Below are 14,995 nucleotides of genomic sequence, written 5' to 3' on the forward strand. Positions count from 1 at the left end.
GCTTGGGCCACACGCCTTGATGTGCATCAAGGTCGCAGCCCCGCCCGTCTACCAGTTCAGGTAAAACATGCCCTTGGCCAGCAGCACAATGGCGACCATATGCGCGAACAGGCTCAGATGCACCCAGCGGACATAGCGCGCACTCACCGAGCCCCAGCGCATGCGCGCCATGGTCAGTAGAAAATGCAGGAGCACGCTGACCGCCAGGATCAGCTTGAGGGTCAGCAAGGTGCCGAAAGCAGAGGCCGTCGGCGCAGCCAGCACCGGCAGGTAACGCAGCCAGACCATGCCCAGGCCTGCGCCGAACAGCACCAGCAACACCCACGGCATCAATACCCGGGCACGTTGGCCGACGCCCTGCTCCACCAACACCATCACCCGCGCCGGCAATTGCCGGTGCAGGTGCCCCAGGATCAGCACCTCGAAAAACACCGTGCCGATGAAGATCAGCGCGGCGAACAGGTGGGCCACTAAAAACACGGGGTAAAGCATGGTGGCCTCTCAAGGGGACCGGCCGTTGGGACTTCAGTGTGCGGCCTGGCGCAACGCGTGGCCTTGATACCGATCAAGCGTTGCGAGAGTGCGGCTTACAGCAGTGGGATGCTGTAGCTGACGATCAGTCGCGTCTCGTCCTTGTCGGCCGAGTCGTTACCGCGCCACACCGCACCGCGCCAGGTCAGGCCCAGGCCCTTGAACGTGCCCGAGGGGATCACGTAATCGACACGCAGGTCGCGCTCCCACTCGCTGTTGTCGCGACCTGCCGTCTGGATGTGGCTGCCGCGGATGTAGGTCACGCTCGAGCGCAGGCCCGGAAGGCCAAGGCTGCTGAAGTCGTAGGCGTAGCTGCCTACCGTGGCCTGTTCCCCGGCATTGACGAACTTCAGCGACTGGGAGTTGGTGATCAGGTACAGCGAACGGCCCTGCCCCTGGTTGATATGCGGAAAGTCACTTTCACCGGTGGTCTTCTGATAACCGAGGCTCAGCGAATGCCCGTACAGGCCGTAAGTGAACAGCGCACTCCACAGGCGGTTGTCGACCTTGCCGGCGTTGACGCCCGCGCCGTAATACCCCGAGCTGACATAGCCTTCGCCACGCCCGGCGGCGCTGGCGTTCTTGCCGTCGGCGGTGCTGTAGAAATAGCGCAGGTCAGTCTTGAACTGGCCCACCGGCAACTGCCAGTTGTGGATCAGGCCCAAGAAGTGCTGCTGGTAAAAGTTCTCCAGGTTGGCGTAGTAGTACTGCAGTTGCAGTTGCTTGCTGACGGCGTAATCCACCCCACCGTAGTAGAACTGGTTGCTGGACTTGCCCTTGACCGGATCATTCGCACCGACAATGGACATGCCCTGGCCGTTACTGGAGTTACGGTCCAGTACCTGCTCGATTTTACCGGCGATCAGGTTGAAGCCCTGCAGGTCCTTGGAGTCCACTTGATAGCCACGGAACGTCTGCGGCAACAGCCGGCCGTCTTCAGTCGTCAGCACGGGCAGCTTGGGCATCAGCGTGCCGGCTTTGAACTGAGTCTGGGAGATACGCATCTTGCCGGTGGCACCGGTCTTGCTGAAGTCGTTGGCGGCCTTGCCATCGGACAACGGGAAAACACTGCCGGGGGTGTTGTCTTCACCAGCCTTGCCCGCGCGCCCCGAGGCGTCCAGGCGCAGGCCATACATGGCTTGCAGGTCCAGACCAAAACCGACCAGTCCCTCGGTGAAACCGGACTGGTAGTTGAACATGAACGCCTGGCCCCACTCCTTATCCGTAGGGGCTTTGGCGTTACGGGTGTCCTGGTTGTAGTAGAAATTGCGCAGGTCGAGGGTGGCTTTGCTGTCGTCGATAAAACCCGACGCAGCCACCTGCTGCGCGGCGCCCAGGGAGACGGCGAGCGCCATGCAAGTCTTGTGGTTCATGAAGGCTCCTGAAAGTAATTGAGGCGACCCGTCACAGCCCAACCCTGTTCTTTGTTGGTCGGGTGGTGCTGCATCTAACGGGTGCGCGCACGGTATAGCGTTGGGCAGCCGGGAAATAGTCGCTAAAACCGTTATTCAGTTTTTCATTTTTTGTAACAATCGCCGGAGCCCACCAGCCTCGCCGGGGCGTGCAAGCCTCCACGGGGCGTCGGCGGCGGGCACTTCACGGCACCGGCAACCAAGCGCTAAAACCGCCACGCCGGGTCAGCGGGCGCCAGGCGAAGTCCCAGGCGGGAGGCGGCAACGGCGGCTGTTCATCAAGCGCAAACGCGCTGCCCTTCCAATCGAAGACTTCCGAACCCTGCCAGACCAGGACCACACCCTGGGCCTGGCTGTCATCGGTGTCGACCCACCGCGCCGCCGCCGCGGCCATGAACGCGTCGATCGGTTCATCGTCGATCTGCGCGCGGTACGGCGAGCCCAGCAGCCAGCGGCCGATGTTCAGGTGCCAGGTCCAGTCCTGCGCCAGCTGGTTGCGGTAGGCCCAGGTCATGAAGCTGCGAAACAGGTTCAAGCCTTCGGGCGGGTCGAGCTTGAGCAGCGCCGGGCAGATGTCGAACAAGGTGTGCCAATAGGGCAACAGGCGTGCATCCAGATGCACGAAGCTACGCGAATTGCTCGGGTATTCCGGCCGCGCCGGCTCCGTGTGCAGGCGGCGCGACGCCTTGCTGACCAGGCGGCTGGCGCCGGCAGGCAATAGAGGGTTCATAAAACGCACTCACAGTCGTGACGATAAAACGCCTCCTGATCACAGGAAGCCCAAGGCACACGTCAGAATGCGGGGGATGCGCGGGGGTTGGCCGAGGGCCAGGAATAACGCGGCGGCGCCTTGTTACGCCGTTCATGGGCCGGCCGCGGGGTCTGGCCGAGGCCCAGCAGCCAGGCCAGGCCGATCAGGAACACGATGGCCACGCTCACGGCAGCGCACACCGGGCAGGCAAAGTAATTCGAGATATCGCTGGAAGCCGGGCTACCCAACCCTTTGTCGGAAAGTGGCGCCTGGTTGCTGTCCACCGAACAGAACGCGCCACCGACACCATTGAGCTGCTGGCCGAGCATCTGGCCATGGCCCAAACCGCACACAAACAGGTTCAGCAGGACGCAGAAGTACAGGGTCCAGGCGATCAGCGAACGGTCCGAGCAGCGCAGTTTCATGGCGGCGACTCTACCATCGAAGCCCCGAAGGGATGAAGCGCGGCGCGCCCCTGTGGCAGAACGTCGCAGATTACGCGCATCGGCCAGGGTTGGTAGACTTGGCGCCCTCCGCGTTTACTCCTTTTCAACGCCTGGCGTATAGATCCAGAGCAAGGCAGGCGCTTCACAGGATGCACAGTTGATGAGTACGTTATTCACCCGCCGCAAGGTCCTGACCGGCATGGGCCTGTTGGGTCTGGGCCTGCTGGCCGGTTGTGACAACAGCCCCAAGTTGAATTTCAAGTACGGCAAGGACTTGAGCGACAAGATCATGGGCCGCACCTTCAAGCTCAAGAATACCCAGGGTGAAACCGTCACCTTGAGTTCGTACCGTGGCCTGATGCCGGTGGTGTTTTTCGGCTTCACCCAGTGCCCGGCCGTGTGCCCGACCACCCTCGCCCGCGCCGCCCAGGCCAAGAAACTGATGGGCCGCGACGGCGAGATCATGCAGGTGATCTTTATCACCCTCGACCCCGAACGCGACACGCCAGAGATCCTCGACCGCTACGTCAAGGCCTTCGACCCCAGCTTCGAAGCGCTGTACGGCACCCCGGAAGAGATCGCCGTGGCCGCCAAGGAATTCGGGATCTTTTATGAAAAGGTCCCCGCCGGCGACACCTACACCCTGTCCCACACCGCCACCAGTTTCGTGTTCGACACCCGCGGCAACCTGCGCCTGGGCCTGTCGGCATCCCTTAACGCTAAAGAGTGTGCAGAAGACCTGCTCACCGTCATGGAGGTCTGCTAATGACTGCCGTTCAACACCTCAAGCACACCCTGATCGGCCTGTCCCTGCTGGGCCTCGCCGCGCACGCCAGCGCCCAGGTCCAAGTCAGCGACGCGTGGGTGCGTGCCACGGTGCCGGGCCAGCCATCCAGTGGCGCGTTCATGACCGTGACGGCCGACAGCGACAGCAAACTGCTGCGCGTCGCCTCGCCGGTGGCCAAGGACGTGCAGATCCATGAAATGAGCATGAAGGACGATGTGATGCGAATGGGCCCGGTGGACTCGATCACCCTGCCCGCAGGCACCCCGGTCAAGCTCGACCCGGACGGTTATCACGTGATGCTGATGGGCCTGACCGGGCAGATCAAGGAAGGCGACCAGGTGCCGCTGACCTTGACCGTGGAAAACGCCAAGGGCGAGCGGCAGACCGTCGAGGTCAAGGCCGCTGCCCGCGGGTTGGATGGCATGGCCCCTGGCAAGATGCATTGATGGGCTGGCGCCGGTTCAATCCACAATGAACAGCTTGGCGCCAACCCGCGTCGAGGAGCGATGCCCTTCCATGTTGTTTCCCACCTGATAACTCATCCCGGCCGTCAGCGTGAATTGACGGCCATCTTCCAGTTCCGTGTGCAGCTCGCCTTCCAGGCACAGCAGCACATGCCCACGCCAGCACCAGTGATCGGCCAGGTAGCCGGGGGTGTATTCGACCATGCGTACACGGGTGGTGCCAAAGTGGCCAGTGCGCCACCAGGCACTGCCGGTGATGCCTGGATGAAGCTCGGGTTCGAGGGTGGACCAGTCGGTGATGCCAAACGGGACAGCAGTGAGTTCCATGGTGGGCTCGGTCGTCAGTTAACGTGACTCGACCCTAACCACCTGGAGGGCTGCGCGACAGACACAGATCGCCGGCTTTTTTGGGATACACGCCCACTGCAACCCCGACGGCGAGTGGTAAATCGCCTCATCGTGCTCCACCTACCCGCACCGCCGGTAACGGGTGGCCGCATTCAACCTCGCATCCAGCACCAACTCCTCGATCCTGAGCGTCCTCGCCAGCGCTTCGAGGTGATCCAGCATCGCCTTGCCATCGCCTGCCGAGGCCCTTTGCATCCGATATTTATGCTCACTTCCCAGCTTAATAATATTTTATTAAAAACCGCCCGGCCCCTACCTTGAAGTCATGCCCAAGCTGAATCCAACTGCATTACGCAAGGACAGACACATGACGCAAGCAATCACCCAAACAGACACCCTGGTGGTAGGCGCCGGCCAGGCCGGCGTGGCCATGAGCGAGCATTTGAGCAAGCACGGCGTGCCGCACCTGGTGCTGGAACGCAGTCGGATCGCCGAGCGCTGGCGCAGCGGCCGCTGGGATTCGTTGGTGGCCAACGGGCCGGCCTGGCACGACCGCTTTCCCGGCCTCGCCTTCGAGGGGCTCGCCCCGGATGCCTTCGCGCCGAAAGAGCGCGTGGCGGATTACTTCGAAGCCTATGCACGCCAGTTCAATGCGCCGATCCGCACCGGCGTGGAAGTCACCTCGGTGCTGCGCAATGTCGGCCGCCCCGGTTTTACCGTACACACCAGCGACGGCGTGATCGAAGCCAACCGCGTGGTGGCGGCGACCGGGCCGTTCCAGACGCCAGTGATCCCGGCGATCGCGCCGACAGACACGGCACTGCATCAGATCCATTCCGCCGACTATCGCAACCCCGACCAACTGCCCCAAGGCGCGGTGCTGGTGGTGGGCGCCGGCTCGTCGGGGGTGCAGATCGCCGATGAACTGCAGCGCAGCGGCCGCCAGGTGTACCTGTCGGTCGGCGCCCACGACCGCCCGCCGCGTGCCTATCGCCAGCGTGATTTCTGCTGGTGGCTCGGTGTACTGGGCGAATGGGACCAGGCCGCGATCAAGCCCGGCCGCGAACACGTGACCATTGCCGTGAGCGGCGCCCACGGCGGCAAGACCATCGACTTCCGTGAGTTGGCCCTGCGCGGCATGACCCTGGTCGGGCCCACCGAGTCTTTCCATGGCGGCGTGGCCACCTTCCAACCCACCCTGCTGGAGAACCTCGCACGCGGCGACGAAAACTACCTGGCCCTGCTGGACGCGGCGGATGCATATATCGAACGCAACGGCCTCGACCTGCCCGTGGAGCCCGAAGCCCGGCGCGTCTTCGCCGATGCCGAGTGCGTGAAACAGCCGATCCTGCAACTGGACCTGGCCCGCGCCGGCATCACCTCGATCATCTGGGCCACCGGCTTTGCCGTGGATTACGGCTGGCTGAAGGTCGATGCGTTCGACGCCGCCGGCAAGCCGCAGCACCAGCGCGGCGTGTCCAGCGAGGCCGGCATCTACTTCCTCGGTTTGCCCTGGCAGTCGCGCCGTGGCTCGTCGTTTATCTGGGGCGTGTGGCATGACGCCAAATACCTCGCCGACCATATCGCCACCCAGCGTCAGTACCTCGAATATCGCGTCGCGGCCCCGCTCGTGCGCCCGTCTCCTGTCAGCGCCTGATCATTTTTCCCGGAGTTTTTTGATGCCTACCCACACGCGCATCCGCATGTTCAACACTAAACAAACCTACCCCAACCAGAGCCTGGACAACGACCTGTGCCAGGCCGTGCGCGCCGGCAACACCGTGTATGTGCGCGGCCAGGTCGGCAGCGATTTCGACGGCAACCTGGTGGGCCTCGGCGACCCGCGTGCCCAGGCCGAGCAGGCCATGCGCAACGTCAAGCAACTGCTGGAAGAAGCCGGCAGCGACCTCAGCCATATCGTCAAGACCACCACCTACCTGATCGACCCGCGCTACCGCGAGCCGGTGTACCAGGAAGTCGGCAAATGGCTCAAGGGCGTGTTCCCGATTTCCACCGGGCTGGTGGTATCGGCCCTGGGCCAGCCGCAGTGGCTGATGGAAATCGATGTGATCGCCGTGATTCCCGAGTAAGGAGCCGTACATGACCTTTTCAATCGTCGGCCGTTGCGCCGACACCGGCCAACTGGGCATCGCCATCAGCTCTTCGAGCATCGCCGTCGGCGCACGCTGCCCCTGGCTGCGGCCGGGTGTCGGTGCGGTCGCGACCCAGAACATCACGCTGCCGGCCCTCGGCCCGGACGTGCTCGACCTGCTGCAACAAGGCCTCGCCCCCGCCGCCGCAATCGACCAGGCGCTGACCCGCAACGGCTACAGCCAATACCGCCAACTGACCGCGATCGATCACCTGGGCCGCAGCGTGCATTTCAGCGGCAGCCAAACCCTCGGCAAGCACCACGCGGTGTCGGGCGAACAGTGCGTCGCGGCCGGCAATATGCTCGCCGACCGCGCAGTGATCGAGGCGATGGTCCAGGCCTTCGAGCAAGGCGAAGGCCAACTGGCCGAGCGACTCTTGGCCGCGATGCATGCCGCCATCGCCGCCGGTGGCGAAGCCGGCCCGGTGCATTCGGCCGCGTTGCAGGTGGTGGGCGAACTGACCTGGCCGATCATCGACCTGCGGGTGGATTGGGCCGACGCCAACCCGATCGGCCAACTGCACACGCTGTGGGATGCCTATCGCCCACAAGTGCAGGCCTACATCGACCGCGCCCTGGCCCCCGACCACGCGCCCGGCTATGGCGTCGCCGGGGACGAGCGATGAGCCGCAGCCGCGCATTGCTGCAGACGCTGGTGGGGTTCGATACCACCAGCCGCGAGTCCAACCTGCAGTTGATCGCCTTTGTGCGCGATTACCTGGCGAGTCACGGCGTGGCCAGCGAACTGATCTACAACGAGGCCCGCACCAAGGCCAACCTGTTTGCCAGCATCGGCCCGGTGGAGGTGCCCGGGATTGTGCTGTCCGGGCATACCGATGTCGTGCCAGTGGATGGGCAGCCGTGGAGCGTGCCGCCGTTTGAACTGACCGAACGCGACGGCCGGCTGTTCGGCCGGGGCACTGCGGACATGAAGGGCTACATCGCCTGCGTGCTGGCCCTGGTGCCGGCGCTGGTCGCAGCGACGTTGCGCCGGCCGGTGCATATCGCCCTCTCCTACGACGAAGAAGTCGGTTGCCTGGGCGTGCGCTCGTTGCTCAGCGTGCTGGCGCAGCGGCCGGTGAAGCCGATGCTGTGCATCATCGGCGAACCGACCGAACTCAAGCCGGTGCTCGGCCATAAAGGCAAGCTGGCGATGCGCTGCGATGTGCATGGCGCGGCCTGTCATTCGGCGTATGCGCCCCATGGCGTGAATGCGATCGAGCATGCCGCCGAATTGATCGGAGAACTGGGACGCATCGGCCAACGGCTGCGCGATAAGCAGGATGCGCGCTTTGATCCGCCATTCAGTACGGTGCAAACCGGGGTGATTGGCGGGGGCAAGGCGTTGAACATCGTGCCCGCCGACTGCCGGTTTGATTTTGAGGTCCGCGCGCTGCCGGGCCAGGCCCCGCAAGCGGTGGCGGATGAATTGCGCGCCTACGCCGAGCAGCAGGTATTGCCGCGCATGCAGGCGGTGAGCGCGCAGAGTGCGATTCGCTTTACCGAGCTGTCGGCGTATCCGGGGCTGATGACCGATCAGCGTAGCGAGGCGGCCGAGTTGATCGCGGCATTTTGCGGCTCGCGGGCGTTCGGCACGGTAGCGTTCGGCACCGAGGGCGGGTTGTTCGACGCGGTGGGCATTCCCACGGTGGTGTGCGGGCCCGGCAGCATGGACCAGGGGCATAAGCCGGACGAGTTTGTGAGTGTGGCGCAGTTGGCACAGTGCGATCAGATGTTGCACAGCATACTGAACGCGCTGCGTTGACGGCCCTCGGCTGTGCCGGCGACATACCCTGCATCAATCGCTACCCGCAGCTGATGGAACCGTACTTGAAGGCGGCCCACATAGGAAAACGGCTAATAGCCGTTTTCACTTCAACAGCCTTTGAGTATTGACCATGATAGGAATTCCACCGCACTCGCCGTTGAACAACCCGCTCAACGCTGCGCCGCCTGAAGAGTTGCGTCAGCGCCCCGAAGCGGGTGTACCTGACAGGGAAAGCATACGCATGGGCGTAAGAGAAGAGGATGCATACCGCACGCTGGATGTCTTTTTTGACGTGGCAGAAGCTAACGGCATCAAGGATCTGAACCCGAGCCACGGCAGGCCCTACCTCGATAACAACTTGAACCCTCCGGGCAACGTGGTGCCGCTGTCCGTCCACTTCCGCCCGGACCGTCCGGATGACACTTACAGCCCAGGGCACTTGAAGGCGGTCAACAACTTCGGCACACAACTCGACGCACGGTTGAAGCAACTGAACATCCGGAATGTCGGGCCCGAGGAGTAATCCCAGCGCCGATCAGAGTTGACGCCTGCGTGACCCAGGACAGCCGGGCCGATGCGTTGTTGGCCCAGGCTTGAGCGCGCCGATCAGGCGAGCAAACGCGCCAGCTCCTCGCGGCAGTAATCGACGAACAACTGCACCGGCTTGGTCAACGGTGCGCGGCGCAACCACACGGCCGACAAGCCCGAGCCGGTGACGGTTTCCGCCAGCGGCAGGCACACGACTTTCTGGCCGTCATAGGTGTACTCGGTAAACGGCCTGGTCACCAGGATCGAAAAGCCAAACCCGCGCCCCACCATGCCCCGCACCATCTCGATCGACGGCGAGCTGAACACGATGTTCGGCGTCAAGCCACGCTCTTCAAAGATGCTCACGAAGTACGTGCGGCTCGGCAGTACATCCAGCAGGATCATCGGCTCCAGCACCAGGTCCGCGAGCGACACCTTGGCCTGCTGCGCAAAGCGGTGATCGGCCGGCAACAGCGCATACGGCTGCTGCGGCGGCATCAACGGCGTGGTCTCGATGGTCGCGCCCAGGTCATGCTCGAACAGCATCGCCACGTCGATACTGCCGGCCGTCAGCGCCTGCACCAACTCCTGCTGCTCGCCATCGCGCATGCGGATTTCCACCCCCGGCCAGCGCGCCTTGAAACCGGCGATCAAACGCGGCAGGTACAGCGGCGCGACGGTTTCGAAGCAGCCGATATCGATCTGCCCCGCCACCACGTCATTGTCGGCCAGGGCGTTCTGCTCGAACTCGTGGGCCACCCGCAGCAGCTCCAGCGCCTTGCGATAAAAGCGCGCGCCGCTGGGGGTGAGCGACACGCCCTGGGCGTGATGGCGGATAAACAGCTGCACGCCAAAGCTGTCTTCCAGTTGCTTGATCGCGGTGGACACCGACGGTTGCGCGATATACAGCTTGCGCGACGCCTCGGCGACGCTGCCGCACTCGGCCGTGGTGACGAAATATCTGAGCTGGCGCAGGTTATAGGCAGCCATCGGGCCCTCCGCAAATGTGGGACTTCGCCCCAGGACACAAGCGGGCAACATACCGGAGCGCGTGGCCACGCGAGATACTTTTTTTAAGGTCTATAGCAACAAACTTACTAATTTACCTCCCCGCCCCCATTGCAGATGATCGCTCCAACAACAAAGCGCCGCTGAGCGGCGCACAGCGAAGTACGTCAACGTACTCACCTTGCCTTGGAGCTCGTCATGGTTACCACTGCAACATCCAGCGCCCCGCTTATCGAAAAACACACGATTGGATACGTGCCCCCGGAAGATCGCCACGGAAAGGTAAGAGACCTGTTCACCCTGTGGTTCGGCGGCAACATCGCGCCGTTGCCGATCGTCACGGGTGCGCTGGGCGTGCAACTGTTCCACCTCAACCTGATCTGGGGCATCGTCGCCATCCTCGTCGGCCACCTGGTCGGCGGCGTGCTGATGGCATTGCACTCGGCCCAGGGCCCGCAGATGGGCATCCCGCAAATGATCCAGAGCCGCGCACAATTCGGCTCCCTCGGCGCGTTGCTGGTGGTGGTGATCGCCGGGGTGATGTACATCGGTTTCTTCGCCTCCAACATCGTGCTGGCCGGTAAATCCCTGCACGGCGTGGTCGACAGCGTGCCTGTGCCGGTGGGCATCGTGATCGGCGCCATCGGTTCCGGGATCATCGGCATCATCGGCTACCGCTTCATCCACGTACTCAACCGCATCGGCACCTGGGTACTGGGCGCGGGGATCGTGCTGGGTTTCGGCTACATCTTCAGCCATATACAGACCAGCGACTTTCTGACCCGCGGCAGCTTCAACCTCTCCGGCTGGCTGGCCACCGTGTCCCTGGCGGCGCTGTGGCAGATCGCGTTCGCGCCCTACGTCTCCGACTATTCGCGCTACCTGCCGGCCGACGTACCCGTCGCGTCGACCTTCTGGACCACCTACCTGGGCTCGGCGCTGGGTTCGAGCCTGTCGTTCATCTTCGGCGCCGTCGCGGTGCTCGCCACCCCGGTGGGCATGGACACCATGGACGCGGTCAAACTCGCCACCGGCGCCATCGGCCCATTGATGCTGGTGCTGTTCTTGCTCAGCGTGATCAGCCACAACGCCCTCAACCTGTACGGTGCGGTGCTGTCGATCATCACGCTGGTGCAGACCTTCGCCTACCGCTGGATCCCCACCGCGAAAAGCCGCGCCGTGATCTCGATCATCGTACTCGCGGCCTGTTCGGTGGCCGCGGTATTTGCCTCGAAAGACTTTATCGGCCACTTCGTCGACATGGTCCTGGTGCTGCTGGTGGTACTGGTGCCGTGGACGGCGATCAACCTGATCGACTTCTACGCGATCCATAAAGGCAAGTACGACATTGCATCGATCTTCCGCGTGGACGGCGGGATCTACGGGCGCTACAACCCCCAGGCGCTGCTGGCCTATGCGGTGGGGATCGCGGTGCAGATTCCGTTCATGAACACACCGCTGTACGTGGGGCCGATTTCGCAGCACATCAACGGCGCGGATTTGTCGTGGGTGGTGGGGTTGGTGGTGACGTCGCCGTTGTATTTCTGGTTGGCGAGTCGGGACAGTGCGTATAAGCGGCGGATGGCGGAGGGGACGCTGGTGAGTGGAGTTTGAAACAGCCTGTCGGTTGCGCCTCGATTAACCGCACTTTATAGTTCGCCCCGTCGCTGGCATTGGTCGGCGACAGGGTTTCGCAGCCCTACACAATAGAATCAACCTGCACAGTCATCAGACCCTCAGGCGAAGTCCGCCTGCGCCTCGTTTATGGCGGCTGTGCGTGGGAGACCTTCGGGTCTGCCGGGGGTGATTCTTCCTGGTCTGCGAACCCGCGCACAGTTGCCACCCAATCTGTTTCGCAGCAGCAAGGTGGTGATTCTTTTTACCCAAATAGAATCGAACCTCATGACCAATCAAAATCCGCCCCGCCGCTTCACCCCCATGTCCCAAACCGCAACCGACTACCCGGTCCTGCTGATCGACAGCGACGCCCCGCTCAGCGAGTTGCACGCCTGCGCCAGCGAACGCCTCAATGCCGCGCTCGCCTACCTGCACCTGATGGCCTGTTCCAAAGTGTCCGACTATGCCGAGCACGACATCAATACCGTCGCCAACACCGCCCGGATCATGGTCCAGGATGTGGCGGATGTGTTTACGGTGATGGAGCGGCGTGGGTTTGATTCGCCTGCGGTGAGTTGATGTAAGTGCTGAGGAAACCCGCTTTGGCGGGTTTTCTGGTTTCTGGTGAACTGGAAGTTGGCGAGTGAAGTGGATTTGATGGTGTTTGTCCCGCCGCCATCGCAGCCTCGCTGGGGCTCGACAGCTCCCACCGTTGACCGAGTCCGGCCTCCAGCAGTTGGACGGTCACCACGCCTTTTTTTCGGCACTCAAGGCTGAGTAGGTCCGCTGCTACCGCATCGGTGGGTACCCCATAACGTCATAGGGTGAACTGTGCGACCACTTCATCCGATGACATGACATCGGCATACTCATCACCCAATATAGCCAAGGTCAATTCATGGACGGTTGTGGCGTCCCATGATTTTCCATGCGCCCCGATGACGGGCACGGCTGTCGTCGCGTCTGAGGGAAGGATGATGCTGTATCCGAGTGCTTTTCCCGCACGGACCGTGGCATCCATGCTGTTGTGAATGACAACACCCGTCAGCACCAATCGCTTTACCTGCATCCGTTTAAGAACGGCGTCTAATTCGGTGCCAATGAACGCGCAATTTTCCTGTTTGGTGACGACGGTTTCTCCCTTTATCGGGGCAACGTCCTTCTTAATGCCATTCCATGGGCCATGGACGTAATAGCTGGATGTAGGAGTCTGCTCATCGTGCTTCACATGAACAACCGGCCAACCGATTGATCGCCAGTGATTGAGAAGGCGCAGGATGACCAGCAGATAGTCAGGATTATTTTTGCCATCCCAGTTCGGGCGATCAATGGCATCTTGAACGTCAAGGATAACAAGCGGGATAGGGCCAGATTGATCGTTCATGTAATCTCATCTCCTTTGGCTAGGGCAGCAGGCCGAGTGTGCTGAAACGAGCCTCGACCAGCAACTGATTGCAGTCCAAACCTGCCTACAGCTCTCTGCGAAGCCCTTCCTAATGAATCTCAGCTTATGCAAGGTGACTTCGGCAGACACTTACGATTCGCCTGCGGTGAGTTGATGTGATGTAAGTGCTGAGGAAACCCGCTTTGGCGGGTTTTCTGGTGAACTGGAAGTTGGCGGACGAAGTGGATTTGATGGCGTTTGTACCGCCGCCATCGCAGCCTCGCTGGGGCTCGACAGCTCCCACAGTTGACCGAGTCCGGCCTCCAGCAGTTGGACGGTCACCACGCCCCGTCACTTGGCCCCGTTAAACCACGCTGGCCGAACATCCTGTGTCGACCCAGAGGCCACAATGGCGGCGCTATTGACACCCGGCTATCATGTGGCCTTTCGCTTACCCTCCGAGGAAACCGCATGCCCGCCCTCTCCTTTCGCAACGCCCTCCCCAGCGACGCCGCCCATTGCTTCGACATCGAAACCACTGCCTACGAAGGCGACGAAGCCGCGACCCTGGAAAAGATCGCCACGCGCATTGCGCAATACCCGCAAGGCTTTTTGATCCTGGAGGCAGATGGCGAGGTGGTGGGCTTCATCAACAGCGGCTGCGCCCACAAGGTGGTGATGTCGGATGAGGCGTTCAAGGAGTTGGTCGGCCATGCGGCCGAGGCGCCGAATGTGGTGATCATGTCGGTGGTGGTCGCCCCGGCGCACCAGGGCAAGGGCTATTCCACCGCGTTGATGCGCGAGTTTGTGCAGCGCATGCGCGCGCTGGGCAAGCAGACGATTCACTTGATGTGCAAGGACCGCCATGTGGCGTTGTACACGCGCCTGGGCTACCGCTATGTGCAGCCGTCGGCGTCGGATCATGGCGGGATGGCGTGGCATGAGATGGTGATGGCCTTTTAATAGCCACCCTGGGAACTTATCCCTGTTGCAGCGCCCAACAAGGCACCACGAATTGACTCGGACTGCTTTGATGTCCAGGGCACGTATCAGCCGCTTGTTGACCTCCTCTTTGATCGCAGCCCCGTTGATGGCCATGGTGCCGGTTGCATTCGGTGCCACTGCGCAGGACATCGAGCACCTCAGAAACTTATCCGTCGACCAGTTCCGCCGGGAGGCCAAGCAACGCGCCGAGGAGCAGGCGCGCCAGGAAGCCAGGGAAAAGCAGTTGCAGGAAGAGGAGGTACGCGCTTTATTGCTCGAAAACCCCTGATCACGCCCACACTCAATCGTATAAAGAACTGTCTAGACGCTTGTCGGACAACGGGCCACAAGGAATCCAGCGCGATGCAGCCTCCTCTCATTGAAATCAGCGACCAGCCCAACCCCGACGCCGAACGCATCCTCGGCAACGGCCTGGCGGCGTTCAACGAACAAGCCACCGGCTACCATGACCGGCGCCCGCTGAGCGTGCTGGTCAAAGACCCGCACACCCAGCAGGTGCTCGGCGGCATCACCGGCCGGAGCGCATTCGGCATGGCCTTCCTCGACCTCTTCCACTTGCCCGAGACCCTGCGCGGTTCCGGCATCGGTAGCCGATTGCTGCGCGCCTTCGAAGACGAAGCCCGACGCCGCGGTTGTCGCAATGCCGTGCTCTACACCATCAGCTTCCAGGCGCCGGGGTTCTATGAGAAGAACGGCTGGGTGCGGTTTGGCGAAATCGCCTGTGAACCCGAGGGCAACAGCCGGGTGTTTCTGTCGAAACAGCTGTGAGATTCAGGCGTTCACTCGTTGGAGAT

Annotated in this window: 19 protein-coding genes and 1 pseudogene; 12 read left to right on the top strand and 8 right to left on the bottom strand. The window is 62.4% G+C overall.

Annotated features, from left to right (window positions below; translation table 11 throughout):
- Positions 1–48: 48 nt before the first annotated feature.
- From INT12_RS18230 to INT12_RS18245, 4 genes are all read right to left on the bottom strand, one after another.
- Positions 49–492: a CopD family copper resistance protein gene (locus INT12_RS18230; RefSeq protein ID WP_193039903.1), complete on the bottom strand. Its 444-nt coding sequence runs from the start codon at positions 490–492 to the stop codon at positions 49–51.
- Positions 493–587: 95 nt separating this feature from the next.
- A complete protein-coding gene (locus tag INT12_RS18235; RefSeq protein WP_046488407.1) occupies positions 588–1,904 on the bottom strand; it encodes an OprD family porin in 1,317 nt (438 codons plus the stop codon).
- Positions 1,905–2,127: 223 nt separating this feature from the next.
- Positions 2,128–2,673, bottom strand: coding sequence for a putative natural product biosynthesis protein (locus tag INT12_RS18240; protein WP_193039904.1), 546 nt, complete (start codon positions 2,671–2,673; stop codon positions 2,128–2,130).
- Positions 2,674–2,735: 62 nt separating this feature from the next.
- A complete protein-coding gene (locus INT12_RS18245; RefSeq protein WP_193039905.1) occupies positions 2,736–3,119 on the bottom strand; it encodes a DUF2946 domain-containing protein in 384 nt (127 codons plus the stop codon).
- A 181-nt stretch (positions 3,120–3,300) separates the two neighbouring features.
- On the opposite strand from INT12_RS18245, the gene INT12_RS18250 reads away from it, so the two are divergent.
- Both INT12_RS18250 and INT12_RS18255 read left to right on the top strand, forming a co-directional pair.
- The gene (locus tag INT12_RS18250; RefSeq protein ID WP_046383789.1) at positions 3,301–3,906 is read left to right on the top strand and encodes an SCO family protein; all 606 of its coding nucleotides are present in this window, start codon (positions 3,301–3,303) and stop codon (positions 3,904–3,906) included.
- Positions 3,906–4,373: a copper chaperone PCu(A)C gene (locus INT12_RS18255; RefSeq protein WP_193039906.1), complete on the top strand. Its 468-nt coding sequence runs from the start codon at positions 3,906–3,908 to the stop codon at positions 4,371–4,373. The genes INT12_RS18250 and INT12_RS18255 overlap by 1 nt, the downstream gene beginning before the upstream one ends.
- Before the next feature lie 15 nt (positions 4,374–4,388).
- Here INT12_RS18255 and INT12_RS18260 read toward each other — a convergent pair whose 3' ends face one another.
- Positions 4,389–4,718, bottom strand: coding sequence for a DHCW motif cupin fold protein (locus INT12_RS18260; RefSeq protein ID WP_046383791.1), 330 nt, complete (start codon positions 4,716–4,718; stop codon positions 4,389–4,391).
- Between the two features lie 18 nt (positions 4,719–4,736).
- Positions 4,737–4,976, bottom strand: a pseudogene (locus INT12_RS31330) (hypothetical protein); the annotation flags it as partial.
- Positions 4,977–5,064: 88 nt separating this feature from the next.
- On the opposite strand from INT12_RS31330, the gene INT12_RS18265 reads away from it, so the two are divergent.
- The 5 genes from INT12_RS18265 (at position 5,065) to INT12_RS18285 (ending at position 9,182) form a co-directional block, all read left to right on the top strand.
- Positions 5,065–6,396, top strand: coding sequence for a flavin-containing monooxygenase (locus INT12_RS18265; protein WP_413468879.1), 1,332 nt, complete (start codon positions 5,065–5,067; stop codon positions 6,394–6,396).
- A gap of 22 nt (positions 6,397–6,418) precedes the next feature.
- Complete coding sequence (locus INT12_RS18270; RefSeq protein WP_046383793.1) at positions 6,419–6,829, top strand: RidA family protein; 411 nt, start codon at positions 6,419–6,421, stop codon at positions 6,827–6,829.
- 10 nt (positions 6,830–6,839) lie between these two features.
- Complete coding sequence (locus tag INT12_RS18275) at positions 6,840–7,517, top strand: DUF1028 domain-containing protein (RefSeq protein WP_046488416.1); 678 nt, start codon at positions 6,840–6,842, stop codon at positions 7,515–7,517.
- Positions 7,514–8,656 carry an acetylornithine deacetylase gene (argE, locus tag INT12_RS18280; protein ID WP_046488419.1) on the top strand — a complete coding sequence of 381 codons (1,143 nt, stop codon included), beginning with the start codon at positions 7,514–7,516 and terminating at the stop codon, positions 8,654–8,656. The genes INT12_RS18275 and argE overlap by 4 nt, the downstream gene beginning before the upstream one ends.
- Before the next feature lie 133 nt (positions 8,657–8,789).
- Positions 8,790–9,182 (top strand): hypothetical protein, encoded by a 393-nt coding sequence (locus INT12_RS18285; protein WP_141123522.1) that lies wholly within the window; start codon positions 8,790–8,792, stop codon positions 9,180–9,182.
- 83 nt (positions 9,183–9,265) lie between these two features.
- On the opposite strand, the gene INT12_RS18290 is transcribed toward INT12_RS18285, so the two are convergent.
- Positions 9,266–10,177 carry a LysR substrate-binding domain-containing protein gene (locus INT12_RS18290; protein WP_046383797.1) on the bottom strand — a complete coding sequence of 304 codons (912 nt, stop codon included), beginning with the start codon at positions 10,175–10,177 and terminating at the stop codon, positions 9,266–9,268.
- Between the two features lie 216 nt (positions 10,178–10,393).
- Here INT12_RS18290 and INT12_RS18295 point away from each other — a divergent pair, with 216 nt between their 5' ends.
- Positions 10,394–11,809 (top strand): purine-cytosine permease family protein, encoded by a 1,416-nt coding sequence (locus INT12_RS18295; RefSeq protein WP_169882078.1) that lies wholly within the window; start codon positions 10,394–10,396, stop codon positions 11,807–11,809.
- Positions 11,810–12,097: 288 nt separating this feature from the next.
- Positions 12,098–12,391, top strand: coding sequence for a hypothetical protein (locus INT12_RS18300; RefSeq protein WP_046383799.1), 294 nt, complete (start codon positions 12,098–12,100; stop codon positions 12,389–12,391).
- 238 nt (positions 12,392–12,629) lie between these two features.
- Here the strand turns inward: INT12_RS18300 and INT12_RS18305 are convergent, their stop codons facing one another.
- Positions 12,630–13,196, bottom strand: coding sequence for an isochorismatase family protein (locus INT12_RS18305; protein ID WP_046488425.1), 567 nt, complete (start codon positions 13,194–13,196; stop codon positions 12,630–12,632).
- A 471-nt stretch (positions 13,197–13,667) separates the two neighbouring features.
- On the opposite strand from INT12_RS18305, the gene INT12_RS18310 reads away from it, so the two are divergent.
- From INT12_RS18310 to INT12_RS18320, 3 genes are all read left to right on the top strand, one after another.
- The gene (locus tag INT12_RS18310; protein ID WP_102617916.1) at positions 13,668–14,159 is read left to right on the top strand and encodes a GNAT family N-acetyltransferase; all 492 of its coding nucleotides are present in this window, start codon (positions 13,668–13,670) and stop codon (positions 14,157–14,159) included.
- A 70-nt stretch (positions 14,160–14,229) separates the two neighbouring features.
- Positions 14,230–14,469: a hypothetical protein gene (locus INT12_RS18315; protein ID WP_193039908.1), complete on the top strand. Its 240-nt coding sequence runs from the start codon at positions 14,230–14,232 to the stop codon at positions 14,467–14,469.
- Positions 14,470–14,543: 74 nt separating this feature from the next.
- A complete protein-coding gene (locus INT12_RS18320) occupies positions 14,544–14,969 on the top strand; it encodes a GNAT family N-acetyltransferase (RefSeq protein WP_046383802.1) in 426 nt (141 codons plus the stop codon).
- Positions 14,970–14,995: the final 26 nt, after the last annotated feature.

Origin of the sequence: Pseudomonas sp. K8, assembly GCF_014889455.1 — a bacterium.
Classification (GTDB): domain Bacteria; phylum Pseudomonadota; class Gammaproteobacteria; order Pseudomonadales; family Pseudomonadaceae; genus Aquipseudomonas; species Aquipseudomonas veronii.

Excerpts from the sequence above, each read along its gene's own strand:
- INT12_RS18230 (WP_193039903.1), bottom strand. The coding sequence starts at position 492 with ATGCTTTACCCCGTGTTTTTAGTGGCCCACCTGTTCGCCGCGCTGATC.
- INT12_RS18235 (WP_046488407.1), bottom strand. The coding sequence starts at position 1,904 with ATGAACCACAAGACTTGCATGGCGCTCGCCGTCTCCCTGGGCGCCGCG.
- INT12_RS18240 (WP_193039904.1), bottom strand. The coding sequence starts at position 2,673 with ATGAACCCTCTATTGCCTGCCGGCGCCAGCCGCCTGGTCAGCAAGGCG.
- INT12_RS18245 (WP_193039905.1), bottom strand. The coding sequence starts at position 3,119 with ATGAAACTGCGCTGCTCGGACCGTTCGCTGATCGCCTGGACCCTGTAC.
- INT12_RS18250 (WP_046383789.1), top strand. The coding sequence starts at position 3,301 with ATGAGTACGTTATTCACCCGCCGCAAGGTCCTGACCGGCATGGGCCTG.
- INT12_RS18255 (WP_193039906.1), top strand. The coding sequence starts at position 3,906 with ATGACTGCCGTTCAACACCTCAAGCACACCCTGATCGGCCTGTCCCTG.
- INT12_RS18260 (WP_046383791.1), bottom strand. The coding sequence starts at position 4,718 with ATGGAACTCACTGCTGTCCCGTTTGGCATCACCGACTGGTCCACCCTC.
- INT12_RS18265 (WP_413468879.1), top strand. The coding sequence starts at position 5,065 with ATGCCCAAGCTGAATCCAACTGCATTACGCAAGGACAGACACATGACG.
- INT12_RS18270 (WP_046383793.1), top strand. The coding sequence starts at position 6,419 with ATGCCTACCCACACGCGCATCCGCATGTTCAACACTAAACAAACCTAC.
- INT12_RS18275 (WP_046488416.1), top strand. The coding sequence starts at position 6,840 with ATGACCTTTTCAATCGTCGGCCGTTGCGCCGACACCGGCCAACTGGGC.
- argE (WP_046488419.1), top strand. The coding sequence starts at position 7,514 with ATGAGCCGCAGCCGCGCATTGCTGCAGACGCTGGTGGGGTTCGATACC.
- INT12_RS18285 (WP_141123522.1), top strand. The coding sequence starts at position 8,790 with ATGATAGGAATTCCACCGCACTCGCCGTTGAACAACCCGCTCAACGCT.
- INT12_RS18290 (WP_046383797.1), bottom strand. The coding sequence starts at position 10,177 with ATGGCTGCCTATAACCTGCGCCAGCTCAGATATTTCGTCACCACGGCC.
- INT12_RS18295 (WP_169882078.1), top strand. The coding sequence starts at position 10,394 with ATGGTTACCACTGCAACATCCAGCGCCCCGCTTATCGAAAAACACACG.
- INT12_RS18300 (WP_046383799.1), top strand. The coding sequence starts at position 12,098 with ATGACCAATCAAAATCCGCCCCGCCGCTTCACCCCCATGTCCCAAACC.
- INT12_RS18305 (WP_046488425.1), bottom strand. The coding sequence starts at position 13,196 with ATGAACGATCAATCTGGCCCTATCCCGCTTGTTATCCTTGACGTTCAA.
- INT12_RS18310 (WP_102617916.1), top strand. The coding sequence starts at position 13,668 with ATGCCCGCCCTCTCCTTTCGCAACGCCCTCCCCAGCGACGCCGCCCAT.
- INT12_RS18315 (WP_193039908.1), top strand. The coding sequence starts at position 14,230 with ATGTCCAGGGCACGTATCAGCCGCTTGTTGACCTCCTCTTTGATCGCA.
- INT12_RS18320 (WP_046383802.1), top strand. The coding sequence starts at position 14,544 with ATGCAGCCTCCTCTCATTGAAATCAGCGACCAGCCCAACCCCGACGCC.